Origin of the sequence: Pseudomonas sp. S8 (assembly GCF_050473925.1) — a bacterium.
Taxonomy (GTDB): Bacteria; Pseudomonadota; Gammaproteobacteria; order Pseudomonadales; family Pseudomonadaceae; genus Aquipseudomonas; species Aquipseudomonas parakoreensis.
Genome location: NZ_JBFDVZ010000016.1, coordinates 2,641,943 through 2,664,947, shown reverse-complemented (window position 1 = coordinate 2,664,947; position 23,005 = coordinate 2,641,943). Strand labels below are relative to the sequence as shown.

The window sequence follows — 23,005 nt, the reverse complement described above, 5'->3', positions numbered from 1 at the left end:
CGAGTGTGTTTTTTTTATAGAAACTATCGGTCCGTCAATGCCGTCACGCTAAACCAAAGTGGCGGCGACTGACAGACTCAATTGTCAGCAAAAGTCGCGGATCACGCGGCTTTCGGTTTTGGCGGAAACTTCGGTGCGTGCAACCCCAACTGCATGCCTTGCTTGACCATGCCCATGATGTCTTCGTGGGCCAGGTCGAACAGGCGCTTGAGGTTCGGCAGGACAAAATAAAGTGGCTGCAGGATGTCGATGCGATACGGCGTGCGCATGGCTTCCAGTGGGTCGAAGGCCTGATGCTCGGGCTCGTCCGACAGCGAATAAACGGTTTCCTTCGGCGAGGACAGGATGCCGCCGCCATAGATGCGTTTGCCTTGCGGGGTGTCGACCAGGCCGAACTCGATGGTCATCCAGTACAGGCGCGCCAGGTACACGCGCTCTTCCTTGGTGGCCTGCAGGCCGAGCTTGCCGTAGGTATGGGTGAATTCAGCGAACCATGGGTTGGTCAGCAGCGGGCAGTGACCGAAGATCTCGTGGAAGATGTCCGGCTCTTGCAGGTAGTCCAGTTCTTCGCGGGTACGAATGAATGTAGCCACCGGAAACTGCTTGCTGGCGAGCAATTCGAAGAAGGTCTGGAAGGGGATCAGTGCCGGGACGCGGGCAACCTGCCAACCGGTGGTCTCACCGAGCACCTTGTTGATCTCGCCCAGTTGCGGAATGCGGTCATGGGGCAGACCGAGTTTTTCGATACCGTCCAGGTATTCCTGGCACGCGCGACCCTCGATCACTTTCAACTGGCGGGTGATCAGCGTGTTCCACACCGCATGTTCTTCGGCGGGGTAGTCGATAAAACCTTGCGCATCGGGCTCGCGGGCCACGTATTGCGTCTGCTTCATACTGCTCTCCTGCTAGGGGAATTCGTTCTTGTTATGTCCAGCGATGGGGTCAGGATTACCCGAGAGTGGGGCGGGATGCAGCAGGTTGAACGCGATCGTTGTAGGAACAATCGCCGTATTTTGTAAATAAATCGTTACGCTTTGGCCGGTATCTCGCATTTACGGTGATTTGCAGGTTTGAAAAGGGCCGTGTCTGTCACATAATCTTGACAACTATCTGCGCGCCTCGACAGAAAAATGGGTTCCGGGCGCACCGCAATACCCTGTGGGAGCGAGCTTGCTCGCGAAAGCGGCAGGTCTGACATATCAATGTCGGGTGTGCTGACGCATTCGCGAGCAAGCTCGCTCCCACAGGAATTGTGTTCAATCCCAATTTGTCGGGTCATTCATATGCGTATCAAAGTCCACTGCCAGAACCGCATCGGCATCCTGCGTGACATTCTCAATCTCTTGGTCGAGTACGGGATTAACGTTGCGCGCGGTGAGGTCGGCGGCGAGCATGGCAATGCGATCTACCTGCACTGCCCGAACCTGATCAACATTCAGTTCCAGGCGCTGCGGCCGAAGTTCGAAGCGATTGCCGGGGTGTTTGGGGTCAAGCGCGTCGGGTTGATGCCCAGTGAGCGTCGGCACATGGAGTTGAACGCGTTGCTTGGCGCGCTGGAATTTCCGGTGCTGTCGATCGACATGGGCGGCTCGATCGTTGCCGCCAACCGCGCGGCCGCGCAGTTGCTCGGGGTGCGCGTGGACGAGGTGCCGGGGATTCCGCTGTCGCGCTACGCCGAGGATTTCGACCTGCCGGAACTGGTACGCGCCAACAAATCGCGAATCAACGGCATGCGCGTCAAGGTCAAGGGCGACATCTTTCTCGCCGACATCGCGCCACTGCAATCGGAGCAGGACGACAGCGAAGCCATGGCCGGTGCGGTGCTGACCCTGCACCGCGCCGACCGCGTCGGCGAGCGCATCTATAACGTGCGCAAACAGGAGCTGCGTGGCTTTGACAGTATCTTCCAGAGTTCGAAGGTGATGGCGGCGGTGGTGCGTGAGGCCCGGCGCATGGCGCCACTGGATGCGCCGCTGTTGATCGAAGGCGAAACCGGCACCGGCAAAGAATTGTTGGCGCGGGCCTGTCACCTCGCCAGTCCACGTGGGCAGTCGCCATTGATGGCGCTCAACTGCGCGGGGCTGCCGGAGTCGATGGCCGAGACCGAACTGTTCGGCTACGGCCCTGGCGCGTTCGAAGGCGCGCGCGCCGAAGGCAAACTCGGTCTGCTGGAACTGACGGCGGGCGGTACGCTGTTTCTTGATGGCGTCGGCGAAATGAGCCCGCGCTTGCAGGTGAAGCTGCTGCGCTTTCTGCAGGACGGCTGCTTCCGCCGGGTCGGCAGTGATGAAGAGGTGTATCTGGATGTGCGGGTGATCTGCGCCACTCAGGTCGACTTGTCCGAGCTGTGCGCGCGCGGCGAGTTTCGTCAGGATCTGTATCACCGCTTGAATGTGCTGTCGCTGCACATCCCGCCGCTGCGCGAATGCCTCGACGGTTTGACACCGCTGGTGGAACACTTCCTCGATCAGGCCAGTCGGCAGATCGGTTGCTCGCTGCCGAAGCTGGCGCCGGCGGCGATGGAGCGTCTCAGTCACTACCACTGGCCGGGCAACGTGCGGCAGCTGGAGAACGTGCTGTTCCAGGCGGTTTCACTGTGCGAGGGCGGCACGGTCAAGGTCGAACACATTCGCCTGCCGGATTACGGCGTGCGTCAGCCGCTTGGCGATTTCTCGCTGGAGGGCGGGCTGGACGAGATCGTCGGGCGTTTTGAGAAAGCCGTACTGGAGCGGCTGTACTCCGAACACCCGAGCAGTCGGCAACTGGGTAAGCGGTTGGGGGTTTCGCATACCACCATCGCTAATAAGTTGCGTGAGTATGAGGTCGGTAAAGATCCTGAAGCTTGAGATCAAAAGATCGCAGCGTGCCGCAGCTCCTACAGGGGGAAGCATTTCAATGTAGGAGCTGCCGAAGGCTGCGATCTTTTGATCCTTTGCCGCCCAGCGGCATAACACCGCCGGTTTTTCGACTTCGATACATTTCCAATTTCCCCGCAAAACCCCGCAAGTCCTTTGTTTACCGGGCCGCAAGCCGCCAGAAAAAAGTTGGTCTGCAAATTGCTTATGGCTCAGCAGTACAGCGGTGGGCGGCAAACGTCCGGCATGCAGAGGAAAGAGTGTGGACAAGTACCTTTATGTGGCAATGACCGGCGCCAGTCAGAACGCACTGGCGCAAAAGGCCCATGCCAACAACCTGGCGAACATCTCCACCAATGGTTTTCAGCGCGACCTGGAGCAGGCGCGTTCGATGCCGGTGTTCGGTGACAGCTTTCCGGCGCGTGCGTTTGCCATGAGTGAGCGGCCCGCCACCGACTTCACCGCCGGTTCGCTGGTGCAGACCGGGCGTGATCTCGACGTCGCCGTGACCGGCAACGGTTTTATTGCCGTGCAGAACCCCAACGGCGGCGAAAGCTACGTGCGCACCGGCAGCCTGAACATCGACGCCCTCGGCGTACTGCGCGCCGGCAACGGCATGCCGGTATTGGGCAACGGCGGTCCGATCGCCGTGCCGCCGGAGCAGCAGGTCGAAGTCGGTGAAGACGGCACCATCAGTATTCGTGCGATGGGCGAAGGCCCGCGCGTCATGGCGGAAGTCGACCGGATCAAACTGGTCAACCCGGACATCAAGAACCTCAACAAAGGCCTCGACGGCTCGATCTACACCAAGGACGGCCAGCCGGCGCCGGCCGACGCCAACGTCAAACTGGTGTCGGGTTTCCTCGAGTCGAGCAACGTCAATGCCGTGGAAGAAATGACCTCGGTGCTGGCCCTGGCCAAGCAGTTCGAGTTGCACGTCAAGATGATGAACACCGCCAAAGACGACGACCAGGCCATGGCTCGGGTCTTGCAGATCAGCTAATTATCAGAACGTCGCGCCGTAAAACAGGCGCACGAGGAGAATCGAATGCTTCCGGCTCTATGGGTTGCCAAAACCGGTCTGTCCGCCCAGGACACCAACCTGACCACCATTTCCAACAACCTGGCGAACGTCTCGACCACGGGTTTCAAACGTGACCGTGCCGAGTTCCAGGACCTGCTGTATCAGATCAAGCGTCAGCCAGGCGCCCAGTCGACCCAGGACAGCGAACTGCCGTCGGGTCTGCAACTGGGTACCGGTGTGCGCATCGTCGGTACCCAGAAAAACTTCACCGCCGGCAGCCTGCAAACCACCGAGCAGCCGCTGGACATGGCCATCGACGGTCGCGGTTTCTTCCAGATCCTGCAGCCGGACGGCACCACGTCCTACACCCGTGACGGTACCTTCCACCTCGACTCCAACGGCCAGATCGTCAACGCCAGCGGTTTCGCCCTGGAACCGGCCATCGTCATCCCGAACAACGCGCAGAGCTTCACTGTCGGTACCGACGGCACCGTCTCGATCACCGTGCCAGGCAACCCGGCCGCTCAAGTGATCGGCAACCTGCAAACCGCCGACTTCATCAACCCGGCCGGTCTGCAGGCGGTGGGTAACAACCTGTTCCTGGAAACCGCTGCTTCCGGCGCGCCGCAAATCGGCACCCCGGGCCTGAACGGTTTCGGTACCACGCTGCAGAACACTCTGGAAGGTTCCAACGTCAGCACCGTTGAAGAGATGGTCAACATGATCACCACTCAGCGCGCCTACGAGATGAACTCCAAGGTGATCTCCACCGCCGACCAGATGCTCTCGTTCGTAACGCAGAATCTGTAATCAAGTCTATGGGGCGGCCTGAGGCCGCCAGCAACACCGTGAGGTAGGGTCATGAAACGCTTCGTATCTGTTCTGGCATTGGGTGGGGTCGTCTCGCTCGCGGGCTGCGTCGCACCGACGCCCAAGCCCAATGACCCTTACTACGCTCCGGTGTTGCCACGCACGCCATTGCCGGCGGCGGCCAACAACGGCTCGATCTATCAGGCCGGCTTCGAGCAGAACCTGTACAGCGACCGCAAGGCGTTCCGGGTCGGTGACATCATCACCATCACCCTGAACGAGAAGACTCAGGCGAGCAAGAACGCCAACTCCCAGGTGGCCAAGAACAGCAAGACCGGCATCGGCCTGACCTCGCTGTTCGGCGGCAGTGGCACCACCAACAACCCGTTGGGTGGCAATGACCTGAGCCTCGACGTCGGCTACAGCGGCGACCGTGCAACCAAGGGCGACAGCAAGGCCGCGCAGGGCAACACCCTGACCGGCTCGATCACCGTGACCGTGGCCGACGTGCTGCCCAACGGCATCATCGCCGTGCGCGGCGAGAAGTGGATGACCCTCAACACCGGCGACGAGCTGGTGCGGATCGCAGGTCTGGTGCGTGCCGATGACATCGCCACCGACAACACCGTGTCGTCGACCCGTGTCGCCGATGCGCGCATCACCTACTCGGGCACCGGTTCGTTTGCCGATGCGAGTCAGCCAGGCTGGTTCGACCGTTTCTTCCTCAGCCCGCTGTTCCCTTTCTAGGTGGCGACTTTGAATTTCAAGAGCCTCATGCTGGCGGCGGCCCTGTTGTCCGCTGCCTTTGGTGCCCACGCCGAGCGGCTGAAAGATATCGCCAGCATCTCCGGCGTGCGTTCCAACCAGTTGATCGGTTACGGCCTGGTGGTCGGGCTTAACGGCACCGGTGACCAGACGACGCAGACCCCGTTCACCCTGCAGACCTTCAACAACATGCTGTCGCAGTTCGGCATCAAGGTGCCGCCGGGATCGGGCAACGTGCAGTTGAAAAACGTCGCAGCGGTGTCGGTGAGTGCCGATCTGCCGGCGTTCGCCAAACCGGGGCAGCAGGTCGACATCACCGTGTCTTCGATCGGTAACTCCAAGAGCCTGCGCGGCGGCACCCTGTTGCTGACCCCGCTCAAGGGTATCGACGGCAACGTCTACGCCATCGCTCAGGGCAACCTGGTGGTCGGTGGTTTCGATGCCGAAGGTCGCGACGGTTCGAAGATCACCGTCAACGTTCCGTCGGCCGGTCGTATCCCCGGTGGTGCGTCGGTGGAGCGTTCGGTACCGAGCGGTTTCAACCAGGGCAACAGCCTGACGCTGAACCTCAACCGTTCCGACTTCACCACGGCCAAGCGCATCGTCGACAAGATCAACGACATGCTCGGCCCTGGCGTGGCGCAAGCCATCGACGGCGGTTCGATCCGTGTAACGGCGCCGCTCGATCCGAGCCAGCGCGTCGACTATCTGTCGATTCTGGAAAACCTTGAAGTGGACCCGGGGCAGGCGGTGGCGAAAGTCATCATCAACTCGCGCACCGGCACCATCGTCATCGGCCAGAACGTGAAAGTCTCGCCGGCCGCCGTGACCCACGGCAGTCTGACCGTGACCATCACCGAAGACCCGATCGTCAGCCAGCCGGGCCCGTTGTCCAATGGGCAGACGGCCGTGGTGCCACGCTCGCGGGTCAATGCCCAGCAGGAAGCCAAACCGATGTTCAAGTTCGGCCCGGGCACCACCCTCGACGAGATCGTGCGGGCGGTGAACCAGGTGGGCGCGGCACCGGGTGACCTGATGGCCATTCTCGAAGCTCTGAAGCAGGCCGGCGCGTTGCAAGCCGACCTGATCGTGATCTGAGGACGGCGACCATGGATATGCGCAAAGGCAGTCTGGTGGGCACGGGCGATTCGGGTTCGTACTCCGACCTCAATCGTCTGAACCAGCTCAAGGTCGGCGACAAGAACAGCGATGCGAACATGCGCAAGGTGGCGCAGGAATTCGAATCGCTGTTCCTTGGCGAAATGCTCAAGTCGATGCGTTCGGCCACCGAGGCGTTGGGTAAAGACAACCCGATGAACACCCCGGCGGCCAAGCAATATCAGGAAATGTACGACCAGCAACTGGCGGTCTCGCTGTCCCGTGAGGGCGGGGGGATCGGTCTGGCCGACGTGCTGATGAAGCAGATGTCGAGGAACAAACCGCTGGCGCCAGGCGAGGCGGCGGCCGCGTCCGCCGCCAAGCAAGAGGCGGCGAAAGCGGCTGCGGTGCAGACGCCGATTGCCGCCGGCACGACCGCCACCCACGGGCCGTTATCGCGGCTCAATGGCGAGCGTCCGCTGTGGGCGTCGCGTTCCGGGCGTGTCGCCACGACCGAAGCCTCGCACAGCAATGACATGGCCATGATCAACAAGCGTCGTCTGGCCTTGCCGCCGAAACTGGCCGATCGTTTGCTCGCCGGTCTGGTGCCTTCCGCCACGCCGACAGCCACCAATGCCTTGCCGCAACGTGCCGCAACGACGGCCACCACCGGCGCCGGTCCGCTGTACAACGGCGACTGGCTGACCCGTGCCGAAGACGCCAAGGCGTCCGGCGGGCAGATGCAGATTTACGGCCGGGCGATGGCGCAGATTCCGCTGGCGCCGGCCAAGCGCGCCTTCAGCTCCGCCGATGAATTCGTCAACACCATGCTGCCGATGGCCAAAGAAGCCGCCGCGCGTATTGGCGTCGATCCGCGTTATCTGGTGGCGCAGGCCGCACTGGAAACCGGCTGGGGCAAATCGGTCATGCGTGCCCAGGATGGCAGCAGCAGCCACAACCTGTTCGGCATCAAGGCCAGCAGCAACTGGACCGGCGATTCGGCCCGGGCAATCACCAGCGAGTTCCGCAACGGGCAGATGGTCAAGGAGACGGCGCAGTTCCGTTCCTATGCCTCGTACAAGGACAGTTTCCACGATCTGGTGACTTTGCTGCAGACCAACAATCGCTATCAAGATGTCGTGAAGTCGGCCGATAACCCAGAACAGTTTGTACGCGAGTTGCAAAAGGCCGGTTACGCGACCGACCCGAACTACGCGACGAAGATTTCGCAGATTGCCAAGCAGATGAACAGTTTCGAAAACTACGCTGCGGCCGGCGTTTCAACGACGCCTCTATAAACACACGGTAAGGTTTGAATCATGAGTTTGCTCAATATCGGGATGTCGGGGTTGTCCGCGAGTTCTTCCTCTCTCGCGACCACAGGTAACAACATTGCCAACGTCGACACCGCCGGTTATTCACGCCAGCAAACCGTGCAGAGCACCAAGTCCTCGCAGCAGTTCGGCAACGTCTTCATCGGGACGGGGACGACCCTGGCCGACGTGCGCCGGGTCTACAACTCTTACCTCGAAAACCAGCTGCATACCGCCACCTCGCTCAATAGCGAAGCGGCTGCGTACGGTGCCCAGGCCACTGCACTGGATGCCTCGATGTCCGACACCAACACCGGCCTGACCGGTGTGCTGCAGAAATTCTTCACCTCGATGCAGGGCGTGGCGACCTCTGCCACGGACGACACTTCCCGTCAGTCGGTGCTGACCGGTGCGCAGGCGCTGACCAGCCGTTTCAATGCCCTGGCCAAACAGCTGAACGATCAGAACACCACGATCAACGGCAACCTTGCGGACATGACGTCGCAAGTGAACAAACTGGCCACCTCGATTGCTAATCTCAACCAGAAGATCGGCGAGATTTCCACCAGCGGCGGTCAGCCGAACGATCTGCTCGACAGCCGTAACGAAGCGGTGCGCCAGCTCTCCGAGCTGACCGGTGCGCAGGTCGTCGAGCGTGGCACCAGTTTTGATGTGTACATCGGCACCGGCCAGCCGCTGGTGATCGGCAACACCACCAACACCCTGAGCACCGTGCCGAGCAAGGATGATCCGACGCGCATGGCCATTCAGATGGACCGTGGCTCAAGCGTCATCGACATCACGTCGGCCATGAGCGGTGGCGAAATCGGTGGTCTGCTGACCTACCGCAAAGAAGTGCTCGATCCGTCGCTCAACGAGTTGGGCCGTGTCGCGCTGGTGGTGGCCGACCAAGTTAACAGCCAGCAGGCCCAGGGCATCGACAAGAACGGTGACTTCGGTGCAGCGATTTTCAATAACATCAACAGTGCCGCGCTGATCAGCCAGCGCAGCATCGCGCAGGCGGGCAATAGCGCCGGCTCGGGCAACCTCGATGTCACCATCAAGGACACCGGCAAGCTGACCACCAGCGATTACCAGGTGACCTTCACCAGCGCCACCAATTATTCGGTCAAGCGCTCCGATGGCACTGACATGGGCTCGTTCAGCACCACGACTACGCCGCCACCTGTGATCGACGGTTTCACCCTGGCCCTCAATGGCGGGGCACTGAGCGCGGGCGACACGTTCAAGGTGACGCCGACCCGTAACGCGGCGAGCTCGATTCAGACCGTATTGACCGATCCGAAGAAAGTCGCGGCGGCAGCACCGTTGACCGGCGTGGCCAGTGCCAACAATTCCGGTACCTACACCCAGCCGACGCTGACCGACTCGATTGACATCTACAACCCGGCGTCGCAGACCGAGTTGCAAAATGCGCTCAAATATTCGACGCCGGTCAAGCTGGTGTTCGGTGCGGTCGCCAGTGGCAGCCAGTCGTACAACATGGTCGACGCCAAGGGCAACACCATCGGCTCGGGCACCATCGTGCCGGGGCAGGCCAACACCTTGAACCTCAAGGTCGGCATGGTCGACTCCACCGGCGCGCCGGTGATGGACACCACGGTCACGCCGAACGTGCAGAAGACTTTCACCGTGCAGACCACCGTGGGCGCGACGCCGAAGTCCGGCGAAACCTTCACCATCAACCTGACCGGCGCGGCCTCTTCGGACAACCGCAACGCCCAGGCACTGGTTGGCCTGCAGACCAAACAGACCGTGGACACCGGCAGCGGCAGCAAAGGCATCAGCCTGACCGACGCTTACAACAAACTGGTGACCAACGTCGGTACCAAGGCTGCACAGAGCAAGTCCGACAATGACGCCACCTCGGTGATCCTCGATCAGGCCAAGGGCGCGCGTGATTCGCTGTCCCAGGTCAACCTCGATGAAGAGACCGGCAACCTGGTCAAGTATCAGCAGTACTACACAGCGTCTTCGCAGATCATCAAAGCTGCGCAGGAAACTTTCGCCACGCTGATCAACAGTCTTTAAGGAGTCGTAATTCATGCGCATTTCCACCGCCCAGTATTACGCGACGCAAGCTGCTCAATATCAGCGCAACTACAGCAAGACGGTCGCGACCGCCAACGAAGCGAGCAGCCTGCAGCGCATCAACACCGCTGCCGACGATCCGATCGGCGCCGGTCGTCTGCTCAAGCTGGGTCAGCAAAGTGCGATGCTCGACCAGTATCAGGGCAACATCGACACCACCAAGAGTGCGCTGACCGTGCAGGAGTCCACTCTGAACTCCATTACCACGGCTTTGCAGCGCGCCAAGGAAATCGGCCTGGCGGCCAACAACGGCATCGCCACCGACGACAACCGCAAGGCCTATGCGGCAGAGCTGAGCCAGATCCAGCAACAAGTGCTGGGCCTGATGAACTCCAAGGATGCCAACGGCAACTATCTGTTCTCCGGTTCCAAGACCGATACCGCGCCGTACTCGCAAAACGTCGACGGCACCTACACCTACAACGGCGACCAGACCCAGATCAACCTGGGCATTGGCGACGGCATGTCGGTCGCGACCAACACCACCGGTTGGGATGCGTTCCAGCAGACCATCAACACCAGCCGTACGCAGACCAACATGACCGCTCCGGCGGTGGATGACGGTCGTGTGGTGCTGTCCAACGGTACGGTTGGCACCGCAGCGACCTACAACGCCAAGTTCACGGCGGGCCAGCCATACACCGTGGATTTCATCAGCAGCACGCAGTTGAAAATCACCGATGCCCTGGGCAACGACGTGACGTCCGAGGCCAGTCAGAACGGTCTGATCAGCAACAGCAATGGTGCCAACCAGACGGTCAGCTTCCGTGGCGTCGACATGAAGTTGAACATCAACCTCAAGGCTGGTGACACCAACCCGGACGCGGTCATCGCCGGTCACAGCTTCCAGCTGTCGGCCACGCCTGACTCGTTTACCACCGCGCGCAGCCCGGGCAACCCGTCGACGGCGGTCATCACCGGCTCCAGCGTGACCAACCAGGCGGCGTACAGCGCGGCCTTCCCGTCGGGCGGCGGGGCAGTGCTGAAGTTCACCAGCGCCACCGATTTCGACCTGTACGCGGCACCTGTTACCGCCGACAGCAAGCCGGTGTCGTCGGGCACCATGGTCGGCGGCAACGCCACGGCCGCCGGTGTGACCTTCGCCATTGGCGGTACGCCGGGCGCGGGCGATCAGTTCTCGATCCAGTCCAACAACCACCAGACCCAGAACGTGCTCGACACCTTGGGCCAGATGGTCACGGCGCTGAACCTGCCGGTCGACGGTGATCCGGTGGTCAAGCAGCAGTTCCAGGGGGCCATGGAATCGGCGCTGGGTAACCTCGACAGCGCCTCCAACCAAATCGGCGCAGCGGTGACCTCGATCGGTGCTCGCGGCCAGTCGCTGGAGGATCAGAACACGACCAACCAGAGCCTGATCCAGGCCAACACTACGACTCAGGGTTCGATCCGTGATTCGGATCCGGCCGAGGTGATGACCCGCCTGACGTTGCAGCAGACCATGCTGCAAGCCTCGCAACTGGCGTTCAGCAAGATCAGTCAGTTGGGTCTGTTCAACAAGATCTGACGTTGGACGGGCGCCTCGGTGCCCGTTTGTCTCGTCCCTCAGTTAATGTTTTTTTGCGGTTTCATGGGCTCGCTTTACCGAGCGGGCTCGTACCGCCTGTGAGCCCGCCGTGAATCCACTTCCTCTCGTCAGTCTGGTCATTCCCGCCTTCAATCCGCGCTTCTTCGAGCGGACCTTGAACAGTGCGGTGAGCCAGACTTATGGCCAACTCGAAATCATTGTGTGCGACGACAGTCGCGGCGACGAGATCGAAGCCATCACCGCGTCTGTGACCGAACAGACAGGTGTGGCCGTACGCTACGTGCGCAATCCGCGGACGCTGGGGCTGGTCGATAACCTCAAGGCTTGTCTCGAGCAGGCGGAGGGCGAGTACATCAAGTTTCTGTGCGATGACGATCTGCTCTATTCCGCGTGCATCGAGCAGCAGGCCCATGAAATGCAGCGTGAAGAAGTCAGCCTGGTGGTGGCGCAACGGCTGCTCTGGGACGCAAACGACATCATTCTGCCGGCGCGCATCGAAAACACGCCGTTGTCGCCAGTCAGTGGCTTGCTCAAGGGCGACGACGTACTGGGCATCTTTGAAAAATTCCCGGTCAACGTGCTCGGTGGATTCAGCAATGCGCTGATGCGTCGTGCCGACGTCGTCGAGCTGTTGCCAGCATTGACCGAGGATGGCGCCTGCTTCGTCGCGACGCTGGATTTTGCCCTGTATGTCTGCCTGCTGCGGCGCGGCAATCTGGCGGTGTCCAACAGCGTACTCAGTGCCGAACGCCTTTACCCGGAGCGTCTGAGTGCACAGCAACCGATGAAGGATGCTGCGCAAGTCGAGCGCGAGTGGATTTCGCAAATGCTCAAGGCGCGCAGCGGTGAATCGGCGCCTGCTCCGGGATGGGTGCGTTATGTTCCGCTGTCCCGGGCCGATGAGTTGCCCCGGGTCTGGCAAGAGTTGCCCCTGAGTCGAACGCTGGGTTCCAAGCAGAGCCGTCAGGAGTGGGGAGTCGGCGTCAACAGCTTCAGCTTCGGCGAACTGTACGCACAGTGGCTGGCATGTCGGGTGCTCACCGAGCAGCAACGCCACTGGTTGCCGGAAACGCTCGCCAGTTGGCCCTGCCAGCCGCGCATCGTACCGATCATCATTGACGGGCAGGGCAGTCGCGATGGCCTGGAGCGCACATTGGAGGCGCTCGCCGCGCAGGATTATCCGCCAGAGCTGATCCTGGTGCTGTCCGCTTCGTGTACCGAGGCGCGCCTTGACGGGCGAGTGTTCCACATGCCGTTGCAGGATGATGGGCTGGAGCAGATCAACACACTGCTGTCGCAGCTCGAAGGGGCTGACTGGTTCTATCTGTTGCAGCCAGGCGATCGCCTGGTGGCGCCGGCGTTGCTGGTCATGGCCGACCGAATCGCGCACACCCCAACCCTGACATGTCTGTACAGCGACGAAGGTAGCCTGCGCAACGGCGAGTCGGCAGAACCTGCGTTCAAACCGGATTTCAACCTCGACCTGATGCGCAGTTATCCCTACGTCGGGCGCGCCCTGGCGTTCAAGCGTGAGCGATTTCTGGCGCTCGGCGGCTTTACGCCGACGTTTGCCGAACTGGCGCCGCATGATGCGCTGTGGCGGATGGTCGAGAACGACGGCTTGCACGTCGTGGGACACATCGCCGAAGTGTTGCTGGAGTCCAAATTCGACCTCTCCCAGTGGCTGACCGAGCCCGGTGTCGTGGCGCAAAGCCCGCGGATTCTCGAAGCGCATCTGCAACGCCTGGGGATTGCCCATGACATCCGCCGTGGCGGCAGCGAACTGCTCAACCGCGTGGATTATCAGCATGCTCGACGCCCGCTGGTGTCGGTGGTGATTGTCACTCAAGACCAGACGGCTGCATTGCAGCGCTGTGTTGAAACGCTGCTGGAAAAGACCGCTTACACCGAGTACGAATTACTGTTGGTCGACAACGGCAGCGAAAGCGCCGAGGCGCGGGTGTGGCTGGACGGCATGGCGCAACTGGGCAGCGAGCGAATTCGTGTGCTGAGCTATCCGCAAAAGGGTAATGCGGCGGCCGCGCACAACTTTGCGGTCAGCCATGCGCGTGGCGAGTATGTGGTGCTGCTCAATGCTTTTGCGGTGATCACTCAGGCCGACTGGCTCGACGAATTGCTCAATCATGCGCAACGCCCGGAAGTCGGCGTGGTCGGTGCAAAGCTGTTCAATCCGGACGGTGGTGTGTTGCACGCCGGGCTGATTCTCGGGTTGAACGGCCCGGTCGGTCTGCCGTTCTATGGCCAGCCCGTGCAGTCGGACGGGTACATGTTCCGCCTGCAAGCGGTGCATGACCTGAGCGCGGTTGGCGGCGATTGCCTGATGATTCGCAAGTCGGTCTTCGAGGTTGCCGGTGGGCTCGACGAACAGGATCTGAAGCAGACGTTGAACGTCGTGGATCTGTGTTTGCGGGTCGGCCGCGAAGGCTACCTGGTGGTATTGAATCCCCACGCCATGCTCGCAGTGGGCGCACGCCCGAGCGCCGCGGCGACGACTGAAGACGAAGCGCTGTTCGCCGAGGAAAGGGAAACCTTCTACCAGCGCTGGTTGCCAACCATCGCCCGCGATCCGGCCTACAACATTAACCTGACTCTGCAGGGTGTCGGTGCCACCAACTTCAGTCTTGAGCCTGGCCTGCGAACCGGTTGGAGTGCCTTTTCCCGAGCGCAGTTGCCGAATGTGCTGGTGGTGCCGATCAACGCCTCGGCCATCGGCCATTACCGCATGAGTCAGCCGATGATCGAGCTGCAGGCGGCTAACAGAGTCGAGGGGCGCATTTGCTATGGTTTGCCGTCGATCATTGATATCGAGCGCCAGTCGCCTGATGTGATCGTGCTGCAAGGGCGCTATTCGGAACACGCCATCGATGAAATCCCGCCTCTGAAAAAATACTTCAATGCGCGGCGCATCTTCGAGCTCGATGACTACGTCATCGACGTTCCCCATCGCAATGCGCACATCCGCAATATGCCGAGCAAGCAGGACATGGAGCGTATGGTGCGACGTGCCATCGGTCTGTGTGATCGTGTGGTCGTATCGACCCAGCCCCTGGCTAACGTGCTGTCCGACATGCACCACGACATTCGTGTCGTACCGAACATGCTGTCCAAGGACTTGTGGAGCCACTTGCGCAGTCAACGCCGCACCTCGAAGAAACCACGGGTCGGTTGGGGCGGCGGGACCAGTCACCACGGTGATCTGGCGGTGATCGCCGATGTGGTGCGCGAACTGGCCAACGAAGTCGACTGGGTTTTCTTCGGCATGTGCCCGGACGATCTGCTGCCGTACATGCATGAGTTCCACGGCGTGATCGATCTGGAGGTCTACCCGGCGAAGTTGGCCAGCCTGAACCTGGACCTGGCCCTCGCGCCGCTGGAATTCCACGTCTTCAATGACTGCAAAAGCAACTTGCGGCTGCTGGAGTACGGTGCCTGCGGCTATCCGGTGATCTGCACCGACACCGAGGCCTACCGTGGTTATCTGCCGTGTACCCGGATCAAGACCAACAGCACGGACGAGTGGCTGCAAGCGATCCGCATGCACCTGGCCGATCCGGATGCCAGTTACCGCATGGGTGATGAGTTGCGTGAGGTAGTGCTGCGTGACTACGTGTTGCGTGGCGATAACTTGCGGTATTGGGAGTATGGCTGGCTGGCGGATTGATCAATTCACGCACGGCCCACTGAAAAACAGGCGACTTTCGAGTCGCCTGTTTTTTTTGCATGGCAAAAAGTTTTTGTATCAAGCCGGATACTTTTTTTGGCGGCGGGCTCAAGCATCGGGATTTTTCTGTCGATACCTTTCCATGCGCTCAATTGGCACGGTCAGCGAAGACCTGTCCGGCCAGCGTCTGAGGTGACCGATTTCCGGATTCGACAACAACGCAAGGAAGAAGCAAATGGCAGTAGTAAATGGAACGAGTGAAGCGGATGTCCTGTCGGGCACCGATGGCAATGACGAACTCCATGGACTGGAGTCCGACGATCAACTGCTGGCCAGTGCGGGATCCGACCTGCTCGACGGTGGTGAAGGTTTTGACACGGCGAACTATTACGCAATGGGGTCGGGAGTCAACGTCGAGTTTGGCATCGGTGCGGCAACGGTCGCAGGGCCTGACGGCAAGGTCGATACGCTGGTGTCGGTGGAGAAGGTGGCCGGCAGTTACCACAACGACACGTTCACCGTTTCCGTGGGCGGGGTGACGCTGGAGGGCAGCGGCGGTGATGATCTATACATCGTCGACGCCGGAGGCGTGACCCTCGTTGAAGAAAACTACGGTGGCTACGACGAACTGCGCACCAGCCTCAACACGATCAAGTTGGACCCGTTCATCGAGAAGCTGACCTTTACCGGTACCGGCGATTTCAAGGGTTACGGCAACGCCAGTGACAACGAAATCATCGGCGGTGCGGGCAATGACTGGCTGTGGGGCGGCGCCGGTGCCGACCACTTTGTCGGTGGCGATGGTTACGATACTGTCAGCTACACCGACAGCCTTGAAGGTGTTCGGGTTCTGGACTTTGCCAACTACGATGGCTTGACCATTGCCTACGGCGATACGTTCACCGGCATCGAGGCAATCCAGGGATCGAATTTCGATGACGAGGTGTACCTGCTCGATAACGCCATGACCGTGGATGGCGCCGATGGCTACGACACCGTGAGCTATCGCCAATCCTGGGATGGCGTCAGCGTCGACATCGGCCAGCGCGCCGGTGCCGCGGGTGTCACGTTGCTGAACGTGGAGAAGGTCATCGGCACATCGTCCGCTGACCAATTCACGGCCAACATCGCGGGCGTGACGCTGGAAGGTGGAATGGGCGACGATGCGTACACCATCAACAGCACCGGTGTCAGCATCGTCGAGACAGACCTCTTTGGTGGCATCGACCATGTGTACACCAGCCTGTCGTCGCTGCACATGGACCCCTTCATTGAAAAAATGACGTATACCGGCACCGCAGACTTCACGGGCTACGGCAATGACGGGGACAACGTCATCGTTTCGGGCGCCGGCAACGACGTCCTGTTCGGCGGCGCGGGTGGCGATCGCTTCGAAGGCGGAGCCGGTGTCGATACCGTCAGCTATGAAGACAGCACTGAGGGTTTGAGCGTTTCTCTCGGCTGGGGCCCGCAGAGCGGGATCGCTCTCTACGACACGTACATCGACATCGAAAACCTGCGTGGCAGCCATTTCAATGATGTGCTGCAAGGTGATTGGGGCGACAACATTCTGGAAGGCGGTGCGGGCGACGATTTCATTCAGGGTGGCGCAGGTGCGGACATTCTTTATGGAGGCCTGGCATCCGGTCTGGATGGCGAGGCGCCGCAGAACGATACGCTGATAGGTGGCGATGGCGATGACACCTATGTGGTGAATGCCCCAGGCCTGGTATCCATTCAGGATATGGCGAGCAGCTACAACGACACCCTGATCATGAACACCATTGCCAACCTCAGTCAGTTGAGCGTCACGCGCGTCGGCGACGATGCCTACCTGCACGGCGCCAATGACGGCAGCAGCGGTGTGCCGGCCAATGGCGTGAAACTGGTGGACTGGTATGTGGGTGGGTACAACAACATCGAACATCTGCAGACCGCTGACGGCCAGTCCTACGACCTGCCGGCCACGATCGATGGATTCGCGATGTTTGGCTGATCCGTCCGATTCATTGAAGTCGCTTGATGAAGGGGATGATTCCGGCAACGGACTCATCCCTTTTTCATGCCTTGAACTCCCGCCGACGCAGGGCTCGCGGAGCTGGCGCGTTTCCTGCAAGTCCCCCTCAAATCGCCATAAAACGAGCGCTCGCGGTCATCGCAGCGGCGCCGCAGGCGGCAAAAGGGTTAGCCAGACGGCCCGCATCGCTCAACCAAGCCATGCGCAGCCCGGTGACGAACGAGAGGGGAGACGATGAAGGCAGTTATTTTGGCGGGTGGCCTCGGCACGCGCATCAGTGAAGAGTCGCACCTCAAGCCCAAGCCGATGATCGAGATCGGCGGCAAGCCAATTCTCTGGCACATCATGAAGCAGTATTCCGCTCACGGAATTCACGACTTCGTGATCTGCCTGGGCTACAAGGGCTATGCGATCAAGGACTTCTTCGCCAATTACTTCCTGCACACCTCCGACGTCACGTTCGACATGCGCAACAACCGCATGGACGTGCACCAGAACTACAGCGAGCCGTGGAGCGTCACCCTGATCGACACCGGCGAGGAAACCATGACCGGTGGCCGTCTGCTGCGTGCCGGCCGTTACCTCAAGGATGAAGAGGCGTTCTGCTTCACCTACGGCGACGGCGTTTCCGACATCAACATTGCTCAACTCGTCGATTACCACAAAGCCCACGGCCGTCTCGCTACCGTCACGGCTGTGCAGCCGCCGGGACGTTACGGCGCCCTCGAGCGGCAAGGCGATCAGGTGCTGGGTTTCACCGAGAAACCGCGCGGCGACGGTGGCTGGATCAACGGCGGCTTCTTCGTGCTGTCACCCAAAGTCCTGTCCTATATCGCTGGCGATGAAACCACTTGGGAAGCCGAGCCGCTGGCGCGTCTGGCTCAGGACGAACAGCTCAACGCCTTCGAACATGAAGGCTTCTGGCATCCGATGGACACCCTGCGCGACAAGAATCACCTCGAAGCGCTGTGGCAGAGCGGGGAGGCCCCATGGAAGCAATGGGCCTGAGTGCGGATTTCTGGCGCGGCAAGCGTGTACTGGTTACCGGTCACACCGGCTTCAAGGGCAGCTGGCTGACCCTGTGGCTGCAAAGCCTCGGCGCGCAAGTCAGCGGTTTCTCGCTGGATCCTTCGACTGAACCGAGCCTGTATGAACTGGCGCGGGTTCACGAAGGGATCAACGATCAACGTGGCGATCTGCGCGATCTCGGCGCGCTGCTGGAGATCATCGCCGACACCGAGCCGGAAATCGTCCTGCACCTGGCTGCGCAGCCACTGGTGCGTGAAGGCTATCGCGACCCGCTGGGCACTTACTCCAGCAACGTCATGGGCACGCTGAACCTGCTCGAAGCGATCCGTCAGGTCGGTTGCGTGCGCGCCTGCGTGCTGGTGACCACCGACAAGGTCTACGCCAACAAGGAATGGCTGTGGCCCTACCGCGAAGACGAAGCGCTTGGCGGCCACGATCCCTACAGCAGCAGCAAGGCTTGCTGCGAACTGTTGGCGCAGTCTTACGCCGCGTCGTTTTTCCCGGCTGACAAGTACGCTGAACACGGTCTGGCCCTGGCCACCGCGCGCGCCGGCAACGTCTTGGGTGGAGGCGATTTTGCCCCTGAGCGGCTGATTCCCGACGTGCTCAAGGCCTGGACTGCAGACGAGCCGGTGACCCTGCGTTACCCGCAAGCCGTGCGCCCGTGGCAGCACGCGCTGGAACCGCTGGCCGGTTACCTGCAACTGGCTGCCGGCCTCTACGAGCAAGGCCCGGAATACGCCGGGGCGTGGAATTTCGGCCCGGGTGAGGCCGACATGTGCAGCGTCGGCGAAGTGGTCGAACTGCTTGCCAACCGCTGGCCTCAGGCACGTGGTTTGCGCATCGAAAAAAGCGAACTGCACGAGGCCGGTCTGTTGCGTCTGGACAGCAGTCGCGCCCGTCAGGTGCTGGGCTGGCAACCACGCTGGACCTTGCAGCAATGCCTGACCCAGACCCTCGACTGGCATCTGGCGTGGCAGAACGGCGATGACATGCGTGCCGTGACCCTCGGCCAATTGAACCTGTACCGAGGCGCGCTGTGAGCGAATTCTCCCTGAAGGCGTTGCCGCTGGCCGGGCTGTTCAGCGTCCAGCACAAACGCTTCGAAGATCAGCGCGGGCATTTCGCCCGGCTGTTCTGCGAAGGCAGCCTGAGCGCGTTCGGCCGCGAATTTCATATCCGCCAGATCAACCATTCCTGCACCCGTGAAAAGGGCAGCGTGCGCGGTCTGCATTACCAGAATGCCAATGCGCCGGAAGCCAAGCTGATCACCTGTCTGCGCGGTGAAGTGTGGGACGTGGCGGTGGATCTGCGTCCGGATTCCGAGACCTTTCTGCACTGGCACGCCGAGCATCTCAAGGCTGGCGATGGTCGCAGCCTGTTGATCCCGGCCGGCTTCGCCCACGGTTTCCAGACCCTGACCGACGACGCCGAACTGCTTTACCTGCACAGTGCCGATTACGCGCCGGAGCACGAAGGCGGCTTGTCGGTGAACGATCCACGGCTGGCGATTGCCTGGCCGTTGCCTGTCAATAATTTGTCAGCGCGTGATGCCAGCCATCCCGCGCTTGATCAACACTTTGCCGGAGTGCGTCTATGAACTGCCGTGGGTGCGCCGCACCGCTGAGCCTGCCGCTGATCGACCTCGGCACCTCGCCACCGTCCAACGCCTACGTGCACGCCGAGCGCCTGGAACAGGCCGAGCAATGGGTGCCGCTCAAGGTCGCCGTGTGCCAGCAGTGCTGGCTGGTGCAGACCGAGGATTACACCCGCGCCGACAGCCTGTTCGATGCCGAGTACGCCTACTTCAGCTCGTTCTCCAGCACCTGGCTGGCCCATGCCGAGCGCTATGTCGCCGAGATGGTCGAGCGCTTTGCTCTGAACGCTGACAGCCGTGTGGTCGAAATCGCCGCCAACGACGGCTATCTGCTGCAGTACGTCGCTGCTCGCGGCATTCCGTGTCTGGGTGTCGAGCCGACCCGCAGCACCGCGCAAGCGGCGCGGGAAAAGGGTCTGCAGATTCGTGAAGTGTTCTTCGGTCGCGACAGCGCTGCGCAGCTGCACAGCGAAGGCTGGGGCGCCGACCTGATGGCCGCCAACAACGTGCTCGCGCATGTGCCGGACATCAATGATTTCCTTGGTGGTTTCGCCACGCTGCTCAAGCCGACCGGCGTCGCTACTTTCGAATTTCCGCAACTGCTGACGCTGATGGCTGGCGCGCAGTTCGACACGCTGTACCACGAGCACTATTCCTACCTGTCGCTGACCGCCGTGCAGACTCTGTGCGAGCGCAATGGTCTGGAAGTGTTCGACGTCAGTCAGTTGAGCACTCACGGCGGCTCGCTGCGGGTGTTCGTGCAACGCCAGGACGGTGAGCGTCGTGCGGTGCAGCCGGCGGTGCAGCAACAGTTGCAGGCCGAGCTCGCTGCCGGGGTGAAAACCCCTGAGTACTACGCGACCCTCGCGCCGGCTGCCGAACGCATCAAGCATGAACTGCTGCGCTTCCTGTTGCAGGCCAAGGCCGAGGGCAAGCGTGTGGTCGGTTACGGCGCGGCGGCCAAGGGCAACACCTTGCTCAACTACGCCGGGGTCAAGCCGGATCTGCTGGCGTGGGTGGCCGATGCCAACCCGCACAAGCAGGGTAAGTTTTTGCCGGGCAGTCGGATCCCGATTGTCGCGCCGGCGCAGATCGACATCGAAAAACCGGACTACGTGCTGGTGTTGCCGTGGAACCTGCTGCACGAAGTCAGCGAGCAACTGGCGCAGGTGCGTCAGTGGGACGGGCGCTTCGTGATCGCCGTGCCTGAGATGAAAATCCTGTGAACGTTCTGGTCACCGGGGCCACGGGCTTCGTCGGCCGGCATCTGGTCGCGGCGTTGCTCGCGCGTGGCTGCGCCGTGCGCGCGGTGGCGCGCAATTCAGATACGGCTGCGAGCATGCCATGGATCAACGACGTCGAATTCGTCGCGGCGGATATTCACGCGTCGGATCTCGACATCGCGGCGCTCACCGACGGCATCGACGTCCTCGCGCACCTGGCCTGGCCGGGGTTGCCGAACTATCGGGCGCTGTTCCATTTCGAGCACAACCTGATGGCCGACTACCGCTTTATCAAAGGCGCGGTCGAGGCGGGTGTGAAGCAAGTGCTGGTGACTGGCACCTGCTTCGAGTACGGCATGCAAAGCGGCCCGCTCAGCGAAAATGTCGAGCCGCAGCCGAGCAATCCTTACGGTCTGGCCAAACACACGCTGCACCTGTTTTTGCACAATCTGCAGCAGGAAAAACCGTTCACCTTGCAGTGGGCGCGCCTGTTCTACCTGCATGGCCAAGGGCAGAACCCCAACAGTCTGCTGGCGGCGCTGGACCGGGCGATCGATGCCGGCGAGACGTCGTTCAACATGTCCGGCGGCGAGCAGCTGCGGGACTTTTTGCCGATTGCCAGCGCTGCTGATTACCTCGCCGCGATCCTGCACCAACGTGATTTCAATGGCGTGATCAATTGCGCCAGCGGCCAGCCGGTATCGGTGCGCGCACTGGTCGAACAACGTCTGCGCGAGCGCGGTGCGGCACTGAATCTGAACCTCGGCCATTACCCCTATCCGACCCATGAACCGATGGCGTTCTGGGCCGTGACCGAGCGTTTGCAACAGCTACTGGGAGAGCCGCAATGAGGCACGAGTTGTATCGGGTCACCGACCTGCCGGTGTTGCAGAACCGCACCTTCGCCGACCCTGAATCGGCAAAGGCGTCGGCCAGCGCCGACATGCTGCTGGTGCAGGATGAGCGCAGCGGTCTGATCTTCAACGCCGCGTTCGATGCCGACAAGCTCAGCTATGACGCCGACTATCAGAACGAACAGGCCCATTCGGGCCAGTTCCAGAAGCACCTGAGCGACGTCGAAGGCATCATCGCCAAACACTTCAAGGGCCAGGAGCTGATCGAGGTCGGCTGCGGCAAGGGTTACTTCCTTGAGTTGCTCAAGGGCCTCGGTTATTCGATCACCGGGATTGATCCGGCCTACGAAGGCGAAAACGCCGACGTAATCAAGGCGCCGTTCACCCGAGGTCTCGGCCTGGCGGCGGACGCCATCGTGCTGCGTCATGTGCTGGAACACATCGAAGACCCGGTCAGCTTCCTGTCGGTGATCGCCGAAGCCAACCAGGGCGGGCAGATCTACATCGAAGTGCCGTGCTTCGACTGGATCCTCGAGCACAAAGCGTGGTTCGACCTATTCTACGAGCACGTCAATTATTTCCGCCTCGATGACCTGCGCCGGATGTTCGGCACCGTGCACGAGGCCGGCCACCTGTTTGGCGGCCAGTACCTGTACATCGTCGCCGACCTGTCGACGTTGCGCCTGACCCCGGATCAACCGGTGCCACGCCTGACGCTGCCGGACGGTTTCACGGCGAGCCTTGAGCGTGCAGTGCAGATCATCCAGTCCGCACCTGAACAGGGTTCGGCGATCTGGGGCGCGTCGTCCAAAGGTGTGATCTATTCGCTGTTCCTGCAGCGCGCGGGTGTCGCGGTGGATCGCGTGGTGGATATCAACCCCGCCAAGCAGGGACGTTATCTGCCACTGAGCGGCGCGCGGGTGTCCTCGCCGCAAGAGGCCATGGATGCCTTGCCCGAAGGCGCCAACCTGTTTGTGATGAACTCCAATTACCTCGAAGAAATCAAGCGGATGACCGGTGGACGTTACGTCTATCACGCCGTTGACAGCGCTTCGTTCCAGTGACCCTTGAGATTTTGAA

The 23,005-nt window shown here is 61.2% G+C and carries 17 protein-coding genes; 16 read left to right on the top strand and 1 reads right to left on the bottom strand.

Annotation, left to right across the window (positions count from 1 at the left end; all coding sequences use genetic code 11):
• Positions 1 to 101: 101 nt before the first annotated feature.
• Positions 102 to 893 (bottom strand): phenylalanine 4-monooxygenase, encoded by a 792-nt coding sequence (gene phhA / locus AB1J88_RS13130; protein ID WP_041073052.1) that lies wholly within the window; start codon positions 891 to 893, stop codon positions 102 to 104.
• A gap of 390 nt (positions 894 to 1,283) precedes the next feature.
• Here phhA and AB1J88_RS13125 point away from each other — a divergent pair, with 390 nt between their 5' ends.
• From AB1J88_RS13125 to AB1J88_RS13050, 16 genes are all read left to right on the top strand, one after another.
• Positions 1,284 to 2,846: a sigma-54-dependent transcriptional regulator gene (locus AB1J88_RS13125; RefSeq protein WP_430291227.1), complete on the top strand. Its 1,563-nt coding sequence runs from the start codon at positions 1,284 to 1,286 to the stop codon at positions 2,844 to 2,846.
• A 271-nt stretch (positions 2,847 to 3,117) separates the two neighbouring features.
• A complete protein-coding gene (locus AB1J88_RS13120) occupies positions 3,118 to 3,858 on the top strand; it encodes a flagellar basal body rod protein FlgF (RefSeq protein WP_007965507.1) in 741 nt (246 codons plus the stop codon).
• Between the two features lie 45 nt (positions 3,859 to 3,903).
• Positions 3,904 to 4,689 (top strand): flagellar basal-body rod protein FlgG, encoded by a 786-nt coding sequence (flgG, locus tag AB1J88_RS13115; protein WP_003222804.1) that lies wholly within the window; start codon positions 3,904 to 3,906, stop codon positions 4,687 to 4,689.
• A 51-nt stretch (positions 4,690 to 4,740) separates the two neighbouring features.
• Positions 4,741 to 5,436: a flagellar basal body L-ring protein FlgH gene (flgH, locus tag AB1J88_RS13110; RefSeq protein WP_007965503.1), complete on the top strand. Its 696-nt coding sequence runs from the start codon at positions 4,741 to 4,743 to the stop codon at positions 5,434 to 5,436.
• Between the two features lie 27 nt (positions 5,437 to 5,463).
• Positions 5,464 to 6,552, top strand: a complete 1,089-nt coding sequence (locus tag AB1J88_RS13105; protein ID WP_161794916.1) for a flagellar basal body P-ring protein FlgI — start codon at positions 5,464 to 5,466, stop codon at positions 6,550 to 6,552.
• 11 nt (positions 6,553 to 6,563) lie between these two features.
• A complete protein-coding gene (flgJ, locus tag AB1J88_RS13100; protein WP_222015874.1) occupies positions 6,564 to 7,850 on the top strand; it encodes a flagellar assembly peptidoglycan hydrolase FlgJ in 1,287 nt (428 codons plus the stop codon).
• Positions 7,851 to 7,871: 21 nt separating this feature from the next.
• Positions 7,872 to 9,917: a flagellar hook-associated protein FlgK gene (gene flgK / locus AB1J88_RS13095; protein WP_041073045.1), complete on the top strand. Its 2,046-nt coding sequence runs from the start codon at positions 7,872 to 7,874 to the stop codon at positions 9,915 to 9,917.
• Between the two features lie 13 nt (positions 9,918 to 9,930).
• Positions 9,931 to 11,502: a flagellar hook-associated protein 3 gene (locus AB1J88_RS13090; protein ID WP_041073043.1), complete on the top strand. Its 1,572-nt coding sequence runs from the start codon at positions 9,931 to 9,933 to the stop codon at positions 11,500 to 11,502.
• Between the two features lie 109 nt (positions 11,503 to 11,611).
• Positions 11,612 to 15,205 (top strand): glycosyltransferase, encoded by a 3,594-nt coding sequence (locus tag AB1J88_RS13085; RefSeq protein WP_430291226.1) that lies wholly within the window; start codon positions 11,612 to 11,614, stop codon positions 15,203 to 15,205.
• A gap of 235 nt (positions 15,206 to 15,440) precedes the next feature.
• The gene (locus AB1J88_RS13080) at positions 15,441 to 17,201 is read left to right on the top strand and encodes a calcium-binding protein (protein ID WP_430291225.1); all 1,761 of its coding nucleotides are present in this window, start codon (positions 15,441 to 15,443) and stop codon (positions 17,199 to 17,201) included.
• 255 nt (positions 17,202 to 17,456) lie between these two features.
• A complete protein-coding gene (gene rfbF / locus AB1J88_RS13075) occupies positions 17,457 to 18,230 on the top strand; it encodes a glucose-1-phosphate cytidylyltransferase (protein WP_047292487.1) in 774 nt (257 codons plus the stop codon).
• Positions 18,212 to 19,294, top strand: coding sequence for a CDP-glucose 4,6-dehydratase (rfbG, locus tag AB1J88_RS13070; protein WP_430291224.1), 1,083 nt, complete (start codon positions 18,212 to 18,214; stop codon positions 19,292 to 19,294). The genes rfbF and rfbG overlap by 19 nt, the downstream gene beginning before the upstream one ends.
• A complete protein-coding gene (locus AB1J88_RS13065; protein WP_041073033.1) occupies positions 19,291 to 19,851 on the top strand; it encodes a dTDP-4-dehydrorhamnose 3,5-epimerase family protein in 561 nt (186 codons plus the stop codon). Before rfbG ends, AB1J88_RS13065 begins: the two co-directional genes overlap by 4 nt.
• Entirely contained in the window at positions 19,848 to 21,074 is a 1,227-nt protein-coding gene (locus AB1J88_RS13060; RefSeq protein ID WP_430291223.1) for a methyltransferase domain-containing protein, read from the top strand. The genes AB1J88_RS13065 and AB1J88_RS13060 overlap by 4 nt, the downstream gene beginning before the upstream one ends.
• On the top strand, positions 21,071 to 21,922 hold the full coding sequence (locus AB1J88_RS13055; protein ID WP_430291222.1) for an NAD-dependent epimerase/dehydratase family protein: 852 nt from the start codon (positions 21,071 to 21,073) through the stop codon (positions 21,920 to 21,922). Before AB1J88_RS13060 ends, AB1J88_RS13055 begins: the two co-directional genes overlap by 4 nt.
• A complete protein-coding gene (locus tag AB1J88_RS13050) occupies positions 21,919 to 22,989 on the top strand; it encodes a class I SAM-dependent methyltransferase (protein WP_430291221.1) in 1,071 nt (356 codons plus the stop codon). Before AB1J88_RS13055 ends, AB1J88_RS13050 begins: the two co-directional genes overlap by 4 nt.
• Positions 22,990 to 23,005 lie beyond the last annotated feature (16 nt).